The organism is Lacrimispora amygdalina (assembly GCF_003432035.1).
Classification (GTDB): domain Bacteria; phylum Bacillota; class Clostridia; order Lachnospirales; family Lachnospiraceae; genus Lacrimispora; species Lacrimispora amygdalina.
Genome location: NZ_QOHO01000003.1, coordinates 26,660 through 44,589, shown reverse-complemented (window position 1 = coordinate 44,589; position 17,930 = coordinate 26,660). Strand labels below are relative to the sequence as shown.

Here is a 17,930-nt window from a genome sequence, read left to right as displayed (position 1 = left end):
GGAGGAATATGATGTTACAGGATGATTTTATTACACTGACGCTTCAAAAGCAAAAAAACATTGCGCTGATCGCCCATGACAACGAGAAACATGCATTAATCGAATGGTGCACCGAGCATAAAGAGATCTTAAAGAACCATGCGCTTTGCGGTACGGGTACGACTGCCCGCATGATTACAGATCAGACAGGCCTTCCGGTAAAAGGCTACAACAGCGGTCCTTTAGGCGGTGACCAGCAGATTGGTGCAAAGATTGTGGAAGGCCGCATTGATCTGGTTATCTTTTTCTCCGATCCTCTGACTGCACAGCCTCATGATCCGGACGTAAAGGCACTGCTTCGAATTGCCCAGGTTTATGATATTCCAATTGCCAATACCAGAGCAACCGCTGATTTCATCATTACCTCTCCTCTCATGGAAAATACTTATGAACATCAGGTAATTAATTTTAATAAGAATATAGCAGACAGAGCAAAAACGTTATAAGTTTTTATTAATAGTACAGGCTATACATGTTTCCTTTGTAGAGTCTGTACTATTTATTTATCTTTCTGCCCCAGTAAAATATCCGCAATTCTTCTGCTGGCTTCCCCATCTCCATATGGATTGCCTGCGTTGCTCATCCTGTTATATAAATTGTTATCATTCAGCAAACCGGATACCGAATTATATATCCTCTCTTCTTCAATCCCAGCCAAAAGCAATGCTCCTGAATCAACGCCTTCCGGACGCTCCGTTGATTTGCGCAGAACCAGCACCGGTTTTCCTAAGCCTGGTGCTTCTTCCTGTATCCCTCCGCTGTCTGTCAGAATCAGCGCAGCTCTTGCAAGAAAGTTATGAAAATCTATTACATCTAAGGGTTCAATCAGACGGATCCGTTCCTCTCCGGCGAATACAGAGCCGGCAATTTCCCTGATAAGCGGATTTAAGTGAATGGGATAAATGACCTTAACATCAGGATACTTCTCTGTTATCCGTTTTACGGCACGAAAAATCTGCCTCATCGGCTCCCCTAAGTTTTCCCTTCTGTGAGCAGTGAGTAAAATCAGTCTGCTTCCAGATGCCCATTCTAAAAGTTCATGGCTGTAATCCGCTCTGACCGTAGTTTTCAGCGCATCGATCCCTGTATTACCCGTGACAAATATGGTGGAAGGATTCTTCCCCTCACCAATCAGATTCTGCCTGGCCTTTTCTGTCGGGGCAAAATGATAATTTGCTATGATACCAATTGCCTGTCTGTTAAATTCCTCAGGATAAGGCGAATAAATATCATAAGTCCTTAACCCGGCTTCTACATGCCCTACGGGAATCTGTAAATAAAAACAGGCAAGTGCACAGGCAAATGCTGTTGACGTATCCCCATGAACCAGAACCACATCCGGTTTTTCTTTTTCCAAAACGCCGCTGATTTTATTTAAGATACTGATGGTAATTTCAAAAAGTGTCTGTTTTTCCTTCATTATGGAAAGATCATAGTCCGGTTCAATTAAAAACGCGTCCAGAACCTGCTTTAACATGGATTTATGCTGTCCTGTTACACAGACACATACCCTGGCTTCTTCCCTGCCTCTCAGTTCCAGTACCAAAGGACACATTTTTATGGCCTCCGGTCTTGTCCCAAATACAAGCATGATACTTTTCACGGATTAAACTCCTTTCATTCAGCGGATTTACCTGTATACTCATAGGCCAGCATTGCCATAACCTGATCAAATGACGCAATCCCGCTTCCGTCTTCCATACCAAAAGCTCCGTAATAAGGGGAAGCAGTATCCATAATTCTCATTTTTTCTATTTTTTTAAGAGCTTTCCCCTGGAGTCTTTTATCCCCCTTAACCTCCCCAATCATCGCGATCAGAGCATAAACAGCTGTTGAATCATACTGATAGCCTTCTACAACCGTACCATCTGTTTTATAACGCGCTTTCACTCCTCCTGCATCCATTTGCGCCTTTAACCAGGACATTGAATCATCCGGCAGCAGCCCGGCTTCTGCTAAATGAAGCAGCGTAATCATGGCTTCTGCAGCATTTAAATCATCGGAAGCATAGGAATTTGTACTATAATGATACCAGCTGTAATACAAAGGAAAGCTATCGCTTATTTTTCCGCCAAGAATCAGCTTTTTGGCCGATTCATAAGGTTCTGCGAATTTGTCATCCCGGTCTGCCAGCCGGGACATCGTCTGTAAGTCACCATAACAAAGAGTAAAGCGGTCTGCATACTTCCTATAACGGGCATCATAGAAATCCACGTAATTTCTGTTGTGAAGTCCGTATTTTGCTATTTCTCCGGAATAATCGTTTATCAGCTGGTCATAACCGCCCCATAAATCATTTGCAGAAAGAAGTGCACCCATGATCCGGAAATCATCCATAAGCGAATTCACCTCCGACGGCTTATCTCCGTTTACTTTCCATGCTGTTAATCCGTTTGGGCGCATCATTCCTGTGATGTAAGAAAGCGTTTTTTCAAACAGCTGCTGATCCTTTCGCAATAACGCATATTCCAGCATCACTCCCTGTGTTTCGCTTAATACATCGCTGTTTATGGCATTCCCCTGAGAAGGATCATAGGTAGTATGAACACCTCCCCTGTCATCCATCAGATTGCCCAGTACAAAATCACCGGTCACTTTTGCGCTTCCTTCTGTCAGATCTTTCAGATATCCCTCAAACACAGAATTTTTTACAATCGGCTTTGTGCTCCATGCCCGTATCACCCCATGCTCATCCAGAAACAATGTGGTTGGGATGGCATGAATACCGAGTTCGTTATAGGCAGACAGCCCTTCGTCATAGTAAGTATTCAAACTGATCCTCTGATCTGATAAATACTTTTTTGCCGTTTCTTTTGTCTCCTTTTTGTTATCTGTTTTATTCACCAGGATATAATTGATGTCTCCATAATTTTTTGCGGTTTTTAAAAATTCATTTATATGTGAAAGCTCGTTTTGGCAATCCGGACACCAGCTGGCCCAAAAAGTTAATATAGCCGGCTTTCCCTCAAATTCTTTTATGGATATTTTTTTTCCTGTCTCACTGGTAAAACCGATATCAGGAATTTTTTCATTTAAATTGCAGTATTCCGGCAGGATTGCCGTAATATCGTCAAGAGAGGTTTCTTCTGCGCTCTCCTTCTGCCTCCTTAGCAGCTCTTCTTCCTTATTGAAATAATGAGACAGTAATAGCAGACCGCCTGCAGTGAATACCGTCAGTATGCAAAGAATGATGATTAATGCCTTCTCCGTTCTGCTCCCCGGCAGAGCCTTTTTCATATGGTATGTCCCCTTTCGTTACGTGCCGCTTCTGTATGGTCCAGTTTAACCTGTTCCAATTCTTCCTTCAGTTTTGTATACCCTTCCAGAAGATCATTCTGGTTTTTCTCAAGTTTTTTGATTTTATCCAGTATTTCTTCCAGCTCAGATACCTTTTTATCCTCCTGCAAAGAGGTCTCATCCTGCGGACTTTCGGGAGCGGGTTGTATCTCAACATTTTTATGCGGTACCCTGCCTGTTTCAGCAATTTCTTCCAGCTCCAGGATTAATTCTTCAAGATCTGTGTTATCAAATTTCGTTTTTTCTTCCTGAAATATCTTCGGCGCAGGATTATGCTCTGCACTTTCTCTAATAGGAATTTCGTCAGCTGCAGAAGCTGTATTCCTCTCAGGGAGAGTTTCAGCTGCAGTAACCACGCTTTTATCTTTTTTTAACATATCAGGTCCCATATAACCTTCCGAAACAGTGACAGTTACATTGCCATTCCGTATGGCAGACTGCATATCAAATGAATTGGTCATACTTTTATAACGCTGCTCAATGGCTTTATGTTCTTCGATTTCAAATTGCTTTAATACGGCCTCTTCTCTCGTCTGCTGGTTTTCCTTCTGCTGCCGTTCCAAATCTGATGCTTTTACAAACGTCACAGCATTCTCAAAAATATATTTTATTCCAACAGATGCAATAATTATGAAAACCGGCAGAACATGAAAATGATACCTGTTCTGGCTTTCAACCATAAGATGTATGGCTGCCGTTCCAAGATAAACCAGAACCAGAACATAGAGGGCGGAAGCGCTCCTTTGCAGCAGATAAATCAAAGTCAGAAAGGAAAAGAGCGCAGCCACCAGATAAGCAATCTGGTTGGCACTTTTCATTTGATTCAGAAATACTGCCCGGTTTGGGGTCAGCTCATTTTGTTCTTTTAAAAAAGCCAGATTCCAGTCAGCACCATAATTATCATTTCCCCAAAGTAATTCATATTTTTTTATAACAAGGTTAAATACCCCGCCCGGATCAGCTGTAAGCCGTTGGTACGCTTTATTCCGGCACGCAAGCTGTGCCTGGATTGGAGAACCGGTCCGTTCCAGATTTTCATATAAGAACCTGGAATCATCTTCATTCCATCCGCCATTGGAATCCGCATTAAGTCCCACCAGCAAATTATATCCAAAGGACTGGCTGAAGGAAGGAATTGACTGATTGATAGTAAGTTCTATATCTGTATTAATGATACTTGATACAGTCATATAAGCCGCCAGAATCAGTGCTGCCCGCAGCCAGCCCTTAGCCAGAAATCTCACCCAGATGGAAATGCTGTTGATCGGTATTCCCGGTAATCTGGTCTTAATGGGTATCAAAAATAATAGGACTGCTATCAAAAGTATCAGAGCCATAGGGCGGATTGCGGCTGTCACTGCAATCATACAGCCGAGCAGAATATGAAGAAGAACCCCTCTGACCCCATGCTTTGTGGCACCATCATAATCCATGACCAGATGTAGAAAAAGCAGAACACATAAATAAAAGAAAAAGGTAAACGAGTACTCGGCAGCCAGCATATTGATATAGAGGATTTGGGAGGGCCAGAGCGCCGCAGCTGTAAGCGCTGTCAATCCTGCCATTCTGCCTCCCAGCCGTCTGGCGATCCGGTAAATTAAAAATACAGTTCCTACGGAAAACAGGACATTTGCAGCCTGTCCGTGCCATATACTAGTCCCAAATACAACAAAAATAATCTTTAAAATATAACTATACCCTAATATATGGGAAACATCCCGATATAGCTGCAATATCCCTCTCCCTTTTCCTGAAGAACTCCATCCTTTAACATTTTAGCAATCTCATAGTAAGTCTTATAATCAGATTCCAGATCCATGGGCAGTTCCCGTATCACAAAAACTCTTGCGGCAAATGCAAGGATCAGAATCAGGAAAACATAGACCACCTCCATACCAGAGAAGTATTTATAATACTTCCGAAGCTTTGCGGTAATTCCTATTCTTGCAGACAGCAGCGCAAAGAAATTTACTCCGGCCCAGGTGAGGAAAAAGAAAAGAATGAGCATTCCTTTCATTGCATAAGGATACTCCTGATTGCCCTGTACATCAGAAACGCCGGTAATCAGGATATATGCCATGCCTGCAATTGATAATGCAATGCAAAAACTATAAAACCAGTTTTTCTCTAATTTCACCCTTTTCCTCACCCCTTCCCCAAAGTATCCGTTTATTCTTCATTCTTTTTTCTGTATGAGCGCATCCGCAGCAATATTATGATTACTGCAAGCAGCATTAAAAACATGGCTGATGTTGCAATAGCTGTAAATACAAGGGATCTCCTATTCCTGACCAGTTTTTCGGCAAGAGTCGGCCCCTCCTTACCTTCCTCATCCTTTATAAACTTAAGAGCCGTAATATTCTGACTGGCATCTATAATGACGCAGTCCTTTTTCAGTTCTTCTCTCTTACTGCTGTCTCTTAGATAATCAAGAAGATTCTTAAGGGTTTCATCGTTACTTCCAGTCAGAACCAGCATGCCCCTGTTAAGGGAATAAGGCGATTTTAACAGCTGCATAATCCCGATCTTCCCTGCATATTCCCTGGATAAAACCAACTGCTCATTGCTTTCAAAGGAGGCACCGTCCTGTGCAAACTTAAATGCCAGATTATTGTTAATCTGGGAAATAAAAGCATTCCCATTGCGTGTACCTGCTGTAATGATATTGTAATCTCCCTCCTTCCCATTAAATTCGCCCGCTCTTTTCACAAGAATGGTTCCATAGGGTTTTGCCTCCTCACCATACATTGCCAGTGTCTGTCCAAGCAGATTCAGTTCAACAGAAGTCGGTTCATCACTGAGAATCAGCAGCACATCATTAAATTTTCCATTTCTGCTAAACGGAGATACTCTGGAATCAAAAGACAGCGTAATATCAGCAGCAGGCGGCAAAAATATGGCAGATTCTCTGGAGACATAAGCCCATGGCATGTCACTCTGTCTGGGGGTGCAAAGCAAATCAGGAAGTTCCAAATCAAATGTTATTTTTAAACTGGACGCAGATGTTCCTGTCACATCCCCCGGCATCTCAAATGTCAGCTCATCTCCGGAAGCCTTTTCCTGGCTGAGGCGTTTGCTGGCGCAAGGCACATCTCCCCAAAATACAGTGATCAGAGAACGTTTAAAATCCAGATTTTCACTGTAGCGGAACTTTAAAACTGCCTTACCGCCCTGTGCCAGTACAAAATCTTTTGACACAGGAAGATAGATATATTTCTCCTGATGAAACGGTCCTACATAGGAAAGCCCGCTTCCCATTATATCCTCAAGAGTATAGTTCCACGCAGTCATATCACTTTGTTTTGCTGCATTCACCGCCAGCTGCCCGCTTCCCTTTTCTATGACTGCAAGATTTCCAGTCTCCTGCTTGCGGCGGTTCTCATCCATGAGCATGTCAGCTGCCTCCATAAGGCTTGAATCATCATTTGAAGTGATTATGAGCAATGGTTTTGCATTGGAATCATCGATAAAATTTACAATTGCATTTCCTGAGGAATCCGGCGCCTTTGTGATTTTATCTTTATATTCGGAAGGCAGATCGTTATAATCCGATATAAGTATAGTTTCTGATGGCTGATAATTCTTTAAATCAGATATCCGGCATAGTTCAATATCATTTCTTTTCCCGGTATGCTTACTCAAATCGGCCATCAGGTTCATGGCGGCAGCGACTTCCCCTGATGCGGCTTTATCAGATACAGCAATCACCAGCCCTTTACCAGCCGGCTCATAAGCTGCCATAAACGGATAGGGGTAATAGGAAATCCTGTGTTCAGGATCCCTGCTTTCATATCCGCATCGGATATAGGATGTATCTGCAATGCTCAGCCAGTTGGCATCTGAATAATCGTCCACACAGCCCTGTTCATCAAAAAGTCTTGCATAAGCAGATACAGAAAGCGAATTAAAACCGGTATGAACCTGATCCATGGGAATCTTCACATAGAGAATCTGGGAATTACCATCTTTGTACTCCAATTTGTAAGACTGAACAGGGACATCATTGACAGAAAAGGTAACGGATGATGCCGCGCTCTCAATGAGCTGACTGACATCATACTGTATTTTTGCATATACATACTTTGTATCCCAGTAATCTTCCACATAAAAATACAGATCTGTGGAAGAATAAATTCCTTTCAGCGTTTTCCTGTAGAAAAAGGTATCCTGGGTATGACTGACAGGCTCGTACACAGGTTCATTCTGGTCTGGTATCTGAGCTAGGTCAGGATCTGCTGCTGGCAGAACGTTTAACTGGTCCTCTTTTTGAGCTTCAGGCGTGTCAGGCTGGCTTTCCTGCTGTACGCTCTCCTGTGTAGTTTCCTGAGTTTTTCCAGGTTCAGGAACATTTGCATTGGAGCCGTATGCAGCCAGAGGATTTGTTATCACGATAAACAGCAGCAGAAAGGCGGTTGATATTTTCCGCGGCGCCGCTGTTTTTTTCTTATGTTTATCCGTCAATGTTGTCATATTCGTCTCCTTACTTCCACATCTGCTTCGTATTTTTTGTAACTGTCTCTGCCAATTCCTCAAAACGCTCCGTCTTGTCCCAGACTGTCTCCCTTTGATAAAGTGCATCCCGGATTCCCTGAATCATGCCATTTGCTACAACCAGTACCCACATTTTTGCATAAGTAAACAGCATGACAAATGTAAGCAGTATATTATTCAAATTAAATTCATTTCTTTCTACAGATAAAGTAATTGCTACATTTAATACAAAAAGTAAAATTGCCATCTCCCACAGCAGGGAAGAAAATCCGCCCAGGGTAACATGACCAAGCCCAAGAATTCCAATGATAAATATCATATCCGAGAAAATAAGAGAGCTGAACATCATCAGATAAACCAGGGCATAATAGATCACATCCAGTCTCATGATTCCTGCCTCAGGATCAAAGGCATATTTAAAATTACTTTTTAAAACATATAAATTGCCTTTTACCCACCGTGTTCTCTGCTTAAACCACTGTTTCAGTTTCTGAGGTTCCTGCTCCCAGGTGACTGCCTGAGGTATAAATTTGATATAATAACCCATTCTGTATAAACGAAAGCTGATCTCTGTATCCTCTGCAAGTGCATTTACATCCCACCCGCCCATCCGGTCAATCAGTTCCCGGCGTATCACGTAATTTGTTCCAGGTATGGTACACAATTTAAAAAAGAAGTACCGCCCTGCCTGGTTCATGCACTGATAAGCCAGAGTTTCTATGTTTACAAACCTGGTCAGCAGAGATGCATATTTATTTCTGGTACGGAATTTGCCAATTACAGCTCCCAGCCTGTCGTCTGACATAAGATTCTCCACAAGAATCCTAAGGGCCTGTTTTTCCGGTGTATTATCCGCATCATAGATGGCTATTACGGAGCCAGAGGCCATAGAAAGTGCGATATTTAACGCATTGGATTTTCCTTTTCCTCCTGCTACATGATCCGTATTGATGATAATAATTCTGGCAGACGGATTCTTTTGCTGAATGGTTTTTAAAACCTGGGCTGAATCATCGGTAGAATTGTCATTCACCACGATGATCTCATACCGGTCCTTTGGATAATCAAATTTTAATAAAGCTTCCATCGTTTTTCTCAGCACAATACTCTCATTGTGGGCAGGAACCATAACCGTCACCATGGGATATTCCAAAACCGGCTGATGCCCGTCCGTACGGTACATTCCCATAATATAGATATAACCCCCTATGGAAAGTACAATATTTAAAAACAGCAGACTCCAAATGGCAAAGATTGAATAGATTGCGAGAACATCAATAAATGACATGGCCCCTCCCTAATCATGAAAGAAATAGTTTTTCCTGTTTCTATACCTGGCCCAGAGAATCAGCAGCAAAAAAAGTACCGAAGTAAGTCCCACTGCAATGACCAGTCTCCTGCTCTGGGAAGTTAAATCCCTGGAAAACCGCTGAAGCATATTGCGGCGGTAATTATAACGGTCCGGATAAACAGAAGGCGTAAATTTTAAATCCATTTTTTTATTATTCAGAATCAAATCCCCGTTTTTATAAGTCATCAGCTGCTTATCCAGCCAATAACCATGTTCCATATCCCAGAGGCTTTTAAACGGAACGAACGAGTCCCTGCAGGCTTTTACTTTTCTTTCAATTTCCTCATAATCCTCCTGCAGGCTGATGGGTAGTGACGTGGAATAAGCTGATACATAGCTGATTTTTGTATCATCGATAGGAATTGATGTCCCCACCCATTGATGTCCGTCTTTGTAAACCTCATTGGTGTTCCTATCTTCCGGCTTTAAATACGGATCCGTCTCACTGGAAGTAAAAATTGTTTTAAAATGGCTCATAATCTCAATGGTATCTTTTTGAAACATCCAGTTGCGGGGCACTTCCAAAGCTAAAGGATAAACTCCCTGCTTATTGTATATGGTTATCGCCCGGTTGAGATAGTCAAGCATAACGTCTTTATCCAGACGGTTCATCTGATTAATGGGAGCATTGATGATCACTGCGCCTTTGCCTGCCTGTGCGAAACGCAATACTTCACAAAAATGCACCATGGAAGGATAGTCTCCATTTACATACATTGGCATCACAGAGATTACAAACGGAGTTTTTCTCTCAATCAGCAGGTTTACTGTTTTAAGCAGCTTCTCCGGATCTTCATAGGGATAAACCCTGTCTATTAAAATGTACTGCGCATATACGTGAGGACTTCCGTTAAACGGCCATTTCCATTGGGATACCTCTTTTATCATAGCAGCCCTTATTAACTGATTGGTTATATCGGCTGCAGGTATATGGGTTAATCTTCCGTTCCCGGCACAAAAATATCCCCTTTTATCATTGACTGTTAACATTCCGCTACGATATGTTGAATTTTTTAAGAATACGAAACAGCTCTCCCTGACCAGTCCGGTCTTATTGTCTAAACCATCAAAGGAATATTTTAGCTGTCCCACAGTGCTGTTTAACAGCTCATACTGATCCGATCTCTTTGTATGATCAAGATAGTATTTGAAATACTCATTGCCTGTAAATAAAATATGGGGTGATTCTGTTCTTCCGGCTGTTATGCCGCTGTTTTCATACTGTTTAAGCCTTTCAGTAAAGCCAGCCGGACTCTGATCTAAATCATAACAGATAATATAGGAAAACCGGTCCATATACTGCATTCCAAAAGAAGCCGGTCCATAGCTGATTTTAAAGCTCTGATAGGTCAGAAGCTCCACAAGATCATTGACTGCAGCCACTGTATCTTCACCAGCATTGTCACTGTAGATAATCAGGATATCTCCCTGGGGCATGTCCTCTGCATAAGAAGTTAAAACACCGCCCATACTGACGAAAGAAAAATACAGGAATACGCCCACACATGCAAAAAACTTTCTATACATCATATTGCAATTCATTCTCTACCCTCTGCTTGAACAGAATCATATTGTTCTCATATACCTCTTTGTTATATTCCAGGCTGGCCATCTTTACTTCAATCTTAATAGAAGCGTCAGTAATACCATGAAAGGCTTCCCGGTTGGAAATCCGGCTTCTGATCCTTCTCATTGCAATTTCACTTCCTTCTTTGCCGCAGGTCAGTATGACTGCGAGAGATCCTTTCTTGTCAATGGAATAAGTTTTGTCTTCCACCCGCACCGTATCCACCACAAGTTCGGCCAGTCTCTGTATGACAAGCTCATAGTTTTGTCTTGATAAAATGCTTTTTAACTCTGCCTCATATTTCAGTACTATGATCATTAAGGAAAGTGACATCTGGTTTCTTTCCGCATAAGCTGTCAGCACATTTAAATCATTGTACAGGCTTCTTAGATTATACAGCTTAGTGAGCGGATCAAGCACAACCAGTTCTTCCACCTGGTTTCTTAAAATATCATTTTCAAGCTCCAGTCTGTGGGTTCCGGATACAAACAGATACATGGCCGCAGCGGAAATAATCGGTATGATAATCCAGAGATAGCTGTAAAGGGGAATCTCAACATCATAGGAAAGGAACAGATACAACCGGTAAGCGGTATAAAAAGTAACTTCTATTCCTGCCAGAATTAGTGACAGGGAAAACAGCTTAAATCCGGAAAACAGAATTACAAAAAAGGTTCCAAGCAGCATAATAACTGCTTCAAACATCATGCTCTTTTCCGAATAACTGACTATCATCGATCCGGCAAACAGACAAAACAGCAAAATCACCAGTCCAAAATCCTGCAGCAGATAACCAAACGAATTTTTACTTGTCATCATATTAATTTCCTCACATTTCAACACATAAAGCGGATTCTAAACGATTCCCAGTTTATGAAGTAATTCTGCGAAAACACAGTAGGTCATAATATCAATTGACAGCCCCACAAGAAACAGTCTCTGCACCATCTCCGCATCACCGCTGTTAACAATTACCACAATGGACTGGGAAAGCAAAGAAAACAGGACCATGAAAAGCATATCTAAAAAAACCGCATTTCTTCTGTCTTTCACCGGACGTATGGAATATCCTCTGTAAAACAAAAAAATAATGGAACCTGTAAGCAAAAATAAATACCCTGCCGTTTTGGGTACCGACAATTCCTTAAAACTGCTCCAGCCTGACCAGAACAGACTCTTTGCTTTCTCCGGAAAGCCTGCCTCTTTCTCATAGTTTCCGCAATTACTTCGTCTCATATCCATCCCCTGTTTGATGGAAACATCAATCATACCAATCAGACTGCCAGGGTGTCTTAAGTAATAAACCCCAATATCGGAAATCGAATACTGATCCATGAAACCATGGTATAAGGAACTGTCACCTGATTTTACAAAAGGCAGATAATCATAGGCAGAAGCATCAGCCAGCAATTCATAGGAAGGATCAATACCAAATTCCGCAAGAGTCCGGGCAGGATCAGCAGAACAAAACAAAACGCCTCTCGTCATGGCATGTAATTTACTGGTCTCACTGAAATCAGACGGATAGCCCAGGATACAAATAAACGAAAGAAGACTCAGCATAAAAGCCCCTGCAGCACAGCCTCCTATCCAGATAAAGCTTCTTCGGACAGAGATCAGACGAATAACCGTGACCGCGAGAATAAAACCCATTACAGCACATTGCCGTCTGGAACTGATCAGTACACTTCCTGATACCAGAATCAGAATCAGGGCAGCTAAATCTTTATACACAGAGCGCTTATTCTGAAAAGACATAAAGGCACCCACACAATAAAGCATGGCAAGAAACCATAACGCCTCCGGATAAAAAGAATTAAAATAAGTCACATACCCTACATCTGAAAAAATAATCAGTCCCGCTCCTGCGATCAGGATCCCTTCTGAGAAGCTCTTCACCCGTTCACAAGTCTGCCGGACAATGAGATACAAAGCAGGAAGATACAGCAGGAAATAGATCAAACCCAAAAAACGAATATCAAAAATACTGTCTCTTGTAAACAAATGGTCAAGAGCCTTTGCTGCCTTAAAAAAGATTAGCTGGCTATTTAATACCTTCCCGTGAACCTCCGTTCCAGATGCAACTTCTGTATAAGTTTTATTAAAATAATCCCCGTAATTTTGTTCCGGATCTTTTTCCATATAATAAATCCCTGCAGATCTCATCACTTCATCTGTAGATCCGTCATTTGCCACACCAAGATAATTAGGCAGAAAAAGAATCAAAATTGTTGTAAGCGCTGCAAGGACTGTAACAGCAAATGCAAGAAGGGCAGGAGAATATTTTCCTTCCATAATGGAATTAATCTTATTTATCCTGCTTCTTACTCTCTGCAGAAACTTTATTAAAAATGTAATATAGGAAGCTGCTCCTTTATCCTCACGATTCTTCATGCTTTATCTCCGCCAAATCATTTACCTCAATTGCATATCTGGGTCTCTCCTTTACCTCAACATAAATCTTTCCCACATACGTGCCAATGAGTCCCACCGATAGAAGCTGCACTCCACCGATAAACCAGATGGACAGGATGGTAGAAGTCCATCCTGCAACCACTCTCCCCGTAATAAAGGAATAAAATGCATAAACAGCTGCACAGATACTGCAGAGTACAATGATCAGACCTAAATCCGTTATCATGCGGATGGGCTGTATACTGAATGAAGTAATTCCTTCAAAAGCCATGGAAAGCATTTTGCCCAGTGAATATTTGGACTCACCTGCAACACGGGATTTCCGGTCATACGTTACTGTGGCAGACGGATATCCAATCAAAGGAACGATTCCTCTTAAAAACAGATTTCGTTCCTTATACAGAGAAAACTGCATCAGCGCTCTCTTGGACATAAGACGATAATCAGCATGATTGTAAACAATCTGAATCTTCATCAGCTGCATCAGTCTGTAAAAACCAAGGGCAGTGAACTTTTTAAAAAAGGTGTCTGTATCACGCTTTTTACGTACACCATATACGATATCATTACCCTGAAGATATAAGTCCACCATCTCTACCATGACAGAGACATCATCCTGTAAGTCGGCATCAATTGAGATAACCATATCCGCATAATTCATGGCTGTTAAAAGACCAGCTGTCAAAGCGTTCTGATGCCCTGTATTTCTGGCAAGTTTTAAACCAAAGACAAGCGGAGACTGCTTTCGGAAATTCTCAATGATTTTCCAGGTGCTGTCTTCGCTGCCGTCATCCACATAAAGAATAAAACTGGATTTATCAATCTTTTCAGACTTCACCAGCCGGGCCACAACTCCGGTCAATTCCGCATTGGTGTACAAAAGCGCCTGTTCCTCGTTATAGCATGGCACAACAATACAAAGTTTGTTCATACGACCTACTCCTTTCGGTCACACTTCATACAATAAAGCTTTTATCTGGTAGTTTACCTGAAAGTAAAGGTTTCTAACCAATCCATTTATAATTTTACTTAATCTATGTATCCAGCAAAGATTTTCATATAAGTGTTCACAAATACAGCAACAAATGAGTTCAAAAATGTCTGTCAGCAGGTTCGTAAAGGTTAGGGAAAAGTTTATGTTGTTTCTCACTCATAGATCTTACCAAATACATGTTCACACAATGTTTTATATTCCTGATAAACACCAAACTGTTCTAATTCGCTTAAGAGTCTGGCTATATTTAAATAATACCAGGCATGCTGGGATTTATCTTTTTCATTAAAACGCTGCCAGATCTCATCCCCCATAAGAAGGTAATCTCTTGCAGTTGTTCTTAGATTGCTAAGCTTGTCCGCTAATACAAGAATCTTAATCTCCTCTGAGGCTTGTTCCAGATGCTTTAATGTCGCACTTTTGCGTTCTTTCCAGCTTTTGGTCTTATCTTCTGTCTCTTCCATGACAAGCTGTGCAACCCGGCATCCGAATTCCTTTTCCAGCTGTGATTTCGTAACGCCTGCATCCTCAATCACATCATGCAGCAGCGCAGCGCAGATTATTTCCTGGTCTGAAGTCATTAATGATGCAATCACTGCGGTCTCCAAAGGATGGACAATATAAGGGATTTGAGTTCCCTTCCGACAGGTCCCCTCATGGCATTTGCTCGCAAATGCAACAGCTTTCTCCACCATACCTGATCTCCTTATCTTTTTTTATATATTAACACAAATTGTGACAATTTAACAGTCCGTATTGTAAAAAGCTTAAATAACCTTAAATAGCCGGTTATATCACCAGATAAGAAAGAGGCACTTGTTCAATGCCTTCGTCAAAAATACGATTATATAATATACATCATTAATATAGCATTTGCAATTCCCTTATAGTAATTTTTAGACTTAATAATGTCAACAACCTGCCAGGAAAAATAAGAGACGGGTTAACCGCCTCTTAATCACTTTTATTTCTTTAACTTTTTTACTATCACAGAACCTAACGCTACAGCTACCAACAAGAAAAATATTAAGTTTACCATAGTTTTAATCCCCCCTTTTCATGTTACTCATTTTAACATATTTCGACATGTTTTTCAACATTTGTTACTATAATAAGTATCAATCATAAGCCGAAGGTCTACATGTGACACCTGTGCCCAGTTTTAGGTATGCAGAAAATGGAACCACTGAAACACGCATAGAAACGGCGTTTCGTAAGAATAAATTAAATTATTACAATTTCCCGTATAAACTTGTAAGATCACCCAATTTCTGCTATGCTAGGTAACGGAATAATTATCAGGAGGAATTTGAATTCATATGAATCAGTATAACAACCAACCCAGACCGGACCGCCGCAGGACAAGCTCCGGATACCGGCGTGACAATGGAAAAAGCGGTTTTCTTTCGGTCCTTCTGTTTTATGTGCTTCCTTTCATCGTAATTAACGGACTCATCTTTTTACTGGTAACCTCCAGTCCGAAAGCGGAGATTACCATTGGTGAAAGCAGCGATTATATTACCACCACGATGGAACTAAAGGTCAAATCCCTTCTTCCCATAAAAACCATGGAAGTCGCCCTGGACAGCACTCCTATTGAATTAACTAAAACAGGGGGAAAAACCTACAAAGCCACGTTAACCAATAATGGCATGCTGGAAGTGAAATTAACCGGATTTAACAAAATGAAAACAGCTATGTATGAACAGGTCAGTGTACTGGATGATACGCCTCCTGTAGTTAAAGATAATGTACTGGAGAATGGCATTCTTTCATTCCGTCTGGAAGATACCCAGTCCGGCGTCGATTATTCCTCCATTGCAGCATCTGATGAGGAGAATACCGATATTCTTCCCCTATCTATTGACCGCAGTACCGGACTTGTGACATTTGAAATTAAGAAAGAGAACATCACTATTACCGCAAAGGATAAGATCGGTAATGAACTTCACGTTACTTTCACACCTCAGGGAGAAAGCTTTGAGGAGGCTGAGATGGAAAATGAGGAAGCCGAAGGAAGCGGGGATACTGTAGAAACTGAAGCCACCGGGGAAACAGAGGCGGCGAAAGAAACCAAGGCAGCCAATGATACCAAGGCAGCCAAAGCTACCACTGCTGCTAAAGCTACTACTGCTGCCAAAGCAACGAAAGAAAACGTTAAAAATACAGATACCTCGAAATCTCCGTCGAAATCAAATTCTAACAAAAAGAAAAATTAATTTATAAAGGCAAAAAAACAGATCCGCGCTTAAAACAGGCACGGATCCTTTTTTTATTTTCGTCCATAAAGCAATGCCAACTCTCTGCATTTATTAATAAGGTCTTCCGTTATCTCCCCTTGTTTCAGACGCCACTTCCAGTTGTTTCCCAGCGTAGACGGTTCATTAATTCTTCCGTTTCTGCCAGTTCCTAAATAGTCCTGAACCGGTATTACAGCAAGGTCTGCCACGCTTGCAAGTGCAAGCCTGATAAAATCCCAGTGAACCTCATCGTAAGGAGTATTCCAATTGTTTAAGTATCTGTGGCTGAAATTCCGGTCCGCCTCAGAAAGGTCCTCATACCAGCTTCTTAAGGTCTGGTTATCATGGGTGCCGGTGTAAACAACACAATTTTTGGAGTAATTATGAGGAAGATAAATGCTTTCGCCATTGGCATCGAAAGCAAATTCCAGAACCTTCATGCCTGGCAGACCTGTTTCTGAAAGCAGATTCAGTACCGACGGAGTCAGAAACCCAAGATCTTCCGCAATAATATCAAGATTCCCGAATTTCTCCCTTAAACGCTGAAACAGCTGAATGCCTGGTCCCTTTTCCCAGGTCCCCACCATGGCATCTTCTCTTCCTGCCGGAACACGGTAATATTCATCAAAGCCACGGAAGTGATCCACCCTTACCGTATCATACAGACGGAAGCTGTATTCCAGACGTTTCATCCACCACTCATACCCCGTCTCCTTGTGATAGTCCCAGCGGTAAAGGGGATTTCCCCACAGCTGGCCTGCAGCAGCGAACGCATCCGGCGGACAGCCCGCAACTGCCTCCGGATATCCGCTTTCATCAAACTGAAAAAGCTCGGGGTGGCCCCAGGCATCTGCGCTGTCAAATGCCACGTAAATAGGAAGGTCTCCGATGATCCGGATCCCCTGTTCACCGGCATAGGCCTTTAATTTTTCCCATTGTTCCCAAAACTTAACCTGAAGGAATATATAAAAACCTGTCTCATCCGAAAGAGTCTTCTTATAATATTCCACAGCCGCGTCTTGTTTTAAGCGGATATCCTCATCCCAGTCAATCCAGCTTTTTCCCTGAAAATGATCCTTTAATGCCATATAAAAGCAATACCATACCGTTTCCCCACCCAGAGTTTCCTGAAACTCTCCGGCAGAATTCCCCTTATCTTTCCACGACTCATATGCCTGCCTCAATAAAGGATAACGGCTTTCATATATCTTTTCATAATCTACAGATGAGGGATCATCTCCAATGTCCTGTAAATCACACTGTTCTTCTGAAATCAAATGTTCCCTGACCAGTTCTTCCAGATCAATAAAATATGGATTTCCTGCAAAGGAAGAAAAGGACTGGTAGGGAGAATCCCCATAACCCGTAGGTCCCAGGGGTAAAATCTGCCAGTAATGCTGTCCCGCTTTTTTTAACAGATCAATCCATTCATAAGCCTCTTTTGAAAACGCTCCGATTCCGTACTTGGACGGAAGGCCTGAAACCGGAAGCAACATACCGCATTTCCGCATAAACCAGTCTCCTTTATCCACACAT

Annotated in this window: 14 protein-coding genes; 2 read left to right on the top strand and 12 right to left on the bottom strand. The window is 41.9% G+C overall.

Going from position 1 to position 17,930, the window contains the following annotated elements:
- Positions 1-11: 11 nt before the first annotated feature.
- On the top strand, positions 12-485 hold the full coding sequence (locus DS742_RS00830) for a methylglyoxal synthase (RefSeq protein ID WP_117415142.1): 474 nt from the start codon (positions 12-14) through the stop codon (positions 483-485).
- Between the two features lie 53 nt (positions 486-538).
- Here the strand turns inward: DS742_RS00830 and wecB are convergent, their stop codons facing one another.
- The 11 genes from wecB to DS742_RS00775 all read right to left on the bottom strand — a co-directional run bounded on the left by wecB (position 539) and on the right by DS742_RS00775 (position 14,849).
- Positions 539-1,642, bottom strand: a complete 1,104-nt coding sequence (wecB, locus tag DS742_RS00825; protein WP_117415141.1) for a non-hydrolyzing UDP-N-acetylglucosamine 2-epimerase — start codon at positions 1,640-1,642, stop codon at positions 539-541.
- A gap of 14 nt (positions 1,643-1,656) precedes the next feature.
- Positions 1,657-3,276, bottom strand: coding sequence for a TlpA family protein disulfide reductase (locus DS742_RS00820; RefSeq protein ID WP_117415140.1), 1,620 nt, complete (start codon positions 3,274-3,276; stop codon positions 1,657-1,659).
- Positions 3,273-5,069, bottom strand: a complete 1,797-nt coding sequence (locus DS742_RS00815; protein WP_170313324.1) for a glycosyltransferase family 39 protein — start codon at positions 5,067-5,069, stop codon at positions 3,273-3,275. The genes DS742_RS00820 and DS742_RS00815 overlap by 4 nt, the downstream gene beginning before the upstream one ends.
- The gene (locus DS742_RS00810) at positions 5,036-5,473 is read right to left on the bottom strand and encodes a hypothetical protein (protein WP_117415138.1); all 438 of its coding nucleotides are present in this window, start codon (positions 5,471-5,473) and stop codon (positions 5,036-5,038) included. The genes DS742_RS00815 and DS742_RS00810 overlap by 34 nt, the downstream gene beginning before the upstream one ends.
- A 32-nt stretch (positions 5,474-5,505) precedes the next feature.
- Positions 5,506-7,806, bottom strand: a complete 2,301-nt coding sequence (locus DS742_RS00805; RefSeq protein ID WP_170313323.1) for a cellulose biosynthesis cyclic di-GMP-binding regulatory protein BcsB — start codon at positions 7,804-7,806, stop codon at positions 5,506-5,508.
- 10 nt (positions 7,807-7,816) lie between these two features.
- A complete protein-coding gene (locus DS742_RS00800) occupies positions 7,817-9,115 on the bottom strand; it encodes a glycosyltransferase family 2 protein (RefSeq protein ID WP_117415187.1) in 1,299 nt (432 codons plus the stop codon).
- Positions 9,116-9,124: 9 nt separating this feature from the next.
- Entirely contained in the window at positions 9,125-10,720 is a 1,596-nt protein-coding gene (locus tag DS742_RS00795) for a DUF2334 domain-containing protein (protein ID WP_117415136.1), read from the bottom strand.
- Positions 10,698-11,564: a diguanylate cyclase domain-containing protein gene (locus tag DS742_RS00790; protein WP_117415135.1), complete on the bottom strand. Its 867-nt coding sequence runs from the start codon at positions 11,562-11,564 to the stop codon at positions 10,698-10,700. Before DS742_RS00790 ends, DS742_RS00795 begins: the two co-directional genes overlap by 23 nt.
- A gap of 36 nt (positions 11,565-11,600) precedes the next feature.
- The gene (gene wsfD / locus DS742_RS00785) at positions 11,601-13,139 is read right to left on the bottom strand and encodes a glycan biosynthesis hexose transferase WsfD (RefSeq protein WP_117415134.1); all 1,539 of its coding nucleotides are present in this window, start codon (positions 13,137-13,139) and stop codon (positions 11,601-11,603) included.
- Positions 13,126-14,091 carry a glycosyltransferase family 2 protein gene (locus DS742_RS00780; RefSeq protein WP_117415133.1) on the bottom strand — a complete coding sequence of 322 codons (966 nt, stop codon included), beginning with the start codon at positions 14,089-14,091 and terminating at the stop codon, positions 13,126-13,128. The genes wsfD and DS742_RS00780 overlap by 14 nt, the downstream gene beginning before the upstream one ends.
- Before the next feature lie 215 nt (positions 14,092-14,306).
- On the bottom strand, positions 14,307-14,849 hold the full coding sequence (locus DS742_RS00775) for an HD domain-containing protein (protein ID WP_117415132.1): 543 nt from the start codon (positions 14,847-14,849) through the stop codon (positions 14,307-14,309).
- Positions 14,850-15,473: 624 nt separating this feature from the next.
- Between DS742_RS00775 and DS742_RS00770 the strand changes: the two genes are divergently transcribed.
- Entirely contained in the window at positions 15,474-16,373 is a 900-nt protein-coding gene (locus tag DS742_RS00770) for a hypothetical protein (RefSeq protein ID WP_205692725.1), read from the top strand.
- Positions 16,374-16,426: 53 nt separating this feature from the next.
- Here DS742_RS00770 and malQ read toward each other — a convergent pair whose 3' ends face one another.
- Positions 16,427-17,905 (bottom strand): 4-alpha-glucanotransferase, encoded by a 1,479-nt coding sequence (gene malQ, locus DS742_RS00765; RefSeq protein ID WP_117415131.1) that lies wholly within the window; start codon positions 17,903-17,905, stop codon positions 16,427-16,429.
- Positions 17,906-17,930 lie beyond the last annotated feature (25 nt).

Bases quoted from the DNA above. Each gene is read 5' to 3' on its own strand.
- DS742_RS00830 (WP_117415142.1), top strand. From the start codon at position 12: ATGTTACAGGATGATTTTATTACACTGACGCTTCAAAAGCAAAAAAAC.
- DS742_RS00820 (WP_117415140.1), bottom strand. From the start codon at position 3,276: ATGAAAAAGGCTCTGCCGGGGAGCAGAACGGAGAAGGCATTAATCATC.
- DS742_RS00805 (WP_170313323.1), bottom strand. From the start codon at position 7,806: ATGACAACATTGACGGATAAACATAAGAAAAAAACAGCGGCGCCGCGG.
- DS742_RS00800 (WP_117415187.1), bottom strand. From the start codon at position 9,115: ATGTCATTTATTGATGTTCTCGCAATCTATTCAATCTTTGCCATTTGG.
- DS742_RS00795 (WP_117415136.1), bottom strand. From the start codon at position 10,720: ATGAATTGCAATATGATGTATAGAAAGTTTTTTGCATGTGTGGGCGTA.
- DS742_RS00790 (WP_117415135.1), bottom strand. From the start codon at position 11,564: ATGATGACAAGTAAAAATTCGTTTGGTTATCTGCTGCAGGATTTTGGA.
- wsfD (WP_117415134.1), bottom strand. From the start codon at position 13,139: ATGAAGAATCGTGAGGATAAAGGAGCAGCTTCCTATATTACATTTTTA.
- DS742_RS00780 (WP_117415133.1), bottom strand. From the start codon at position 14,091: ATGAACAAACTTTGTATTGTTGTGCCATGCTATAACGAGGAACAGGCG.
- DS742_RS00775 (WP_117415132.1), bottom strand. From the start codon at position 14,849: ATGGTGGAGAAAGCTGTTGCATTTGCGAGCAAATGCCATGAGGGGACC.
- DS742_RS00770 (WP_205692725.1), top strand. From the start codon at position 15,474: ATGAATCAGTATAACAACCAACCCAGACCGGACCGCCGCAGGACAAGC.
- malQ (WP_117415131.1), bottom strand. From the start codon at position 17,905: ATGCGGAAATGCGGTATGTTGCTTCCGGTTTCAGGCCTTCCGTCCAAG.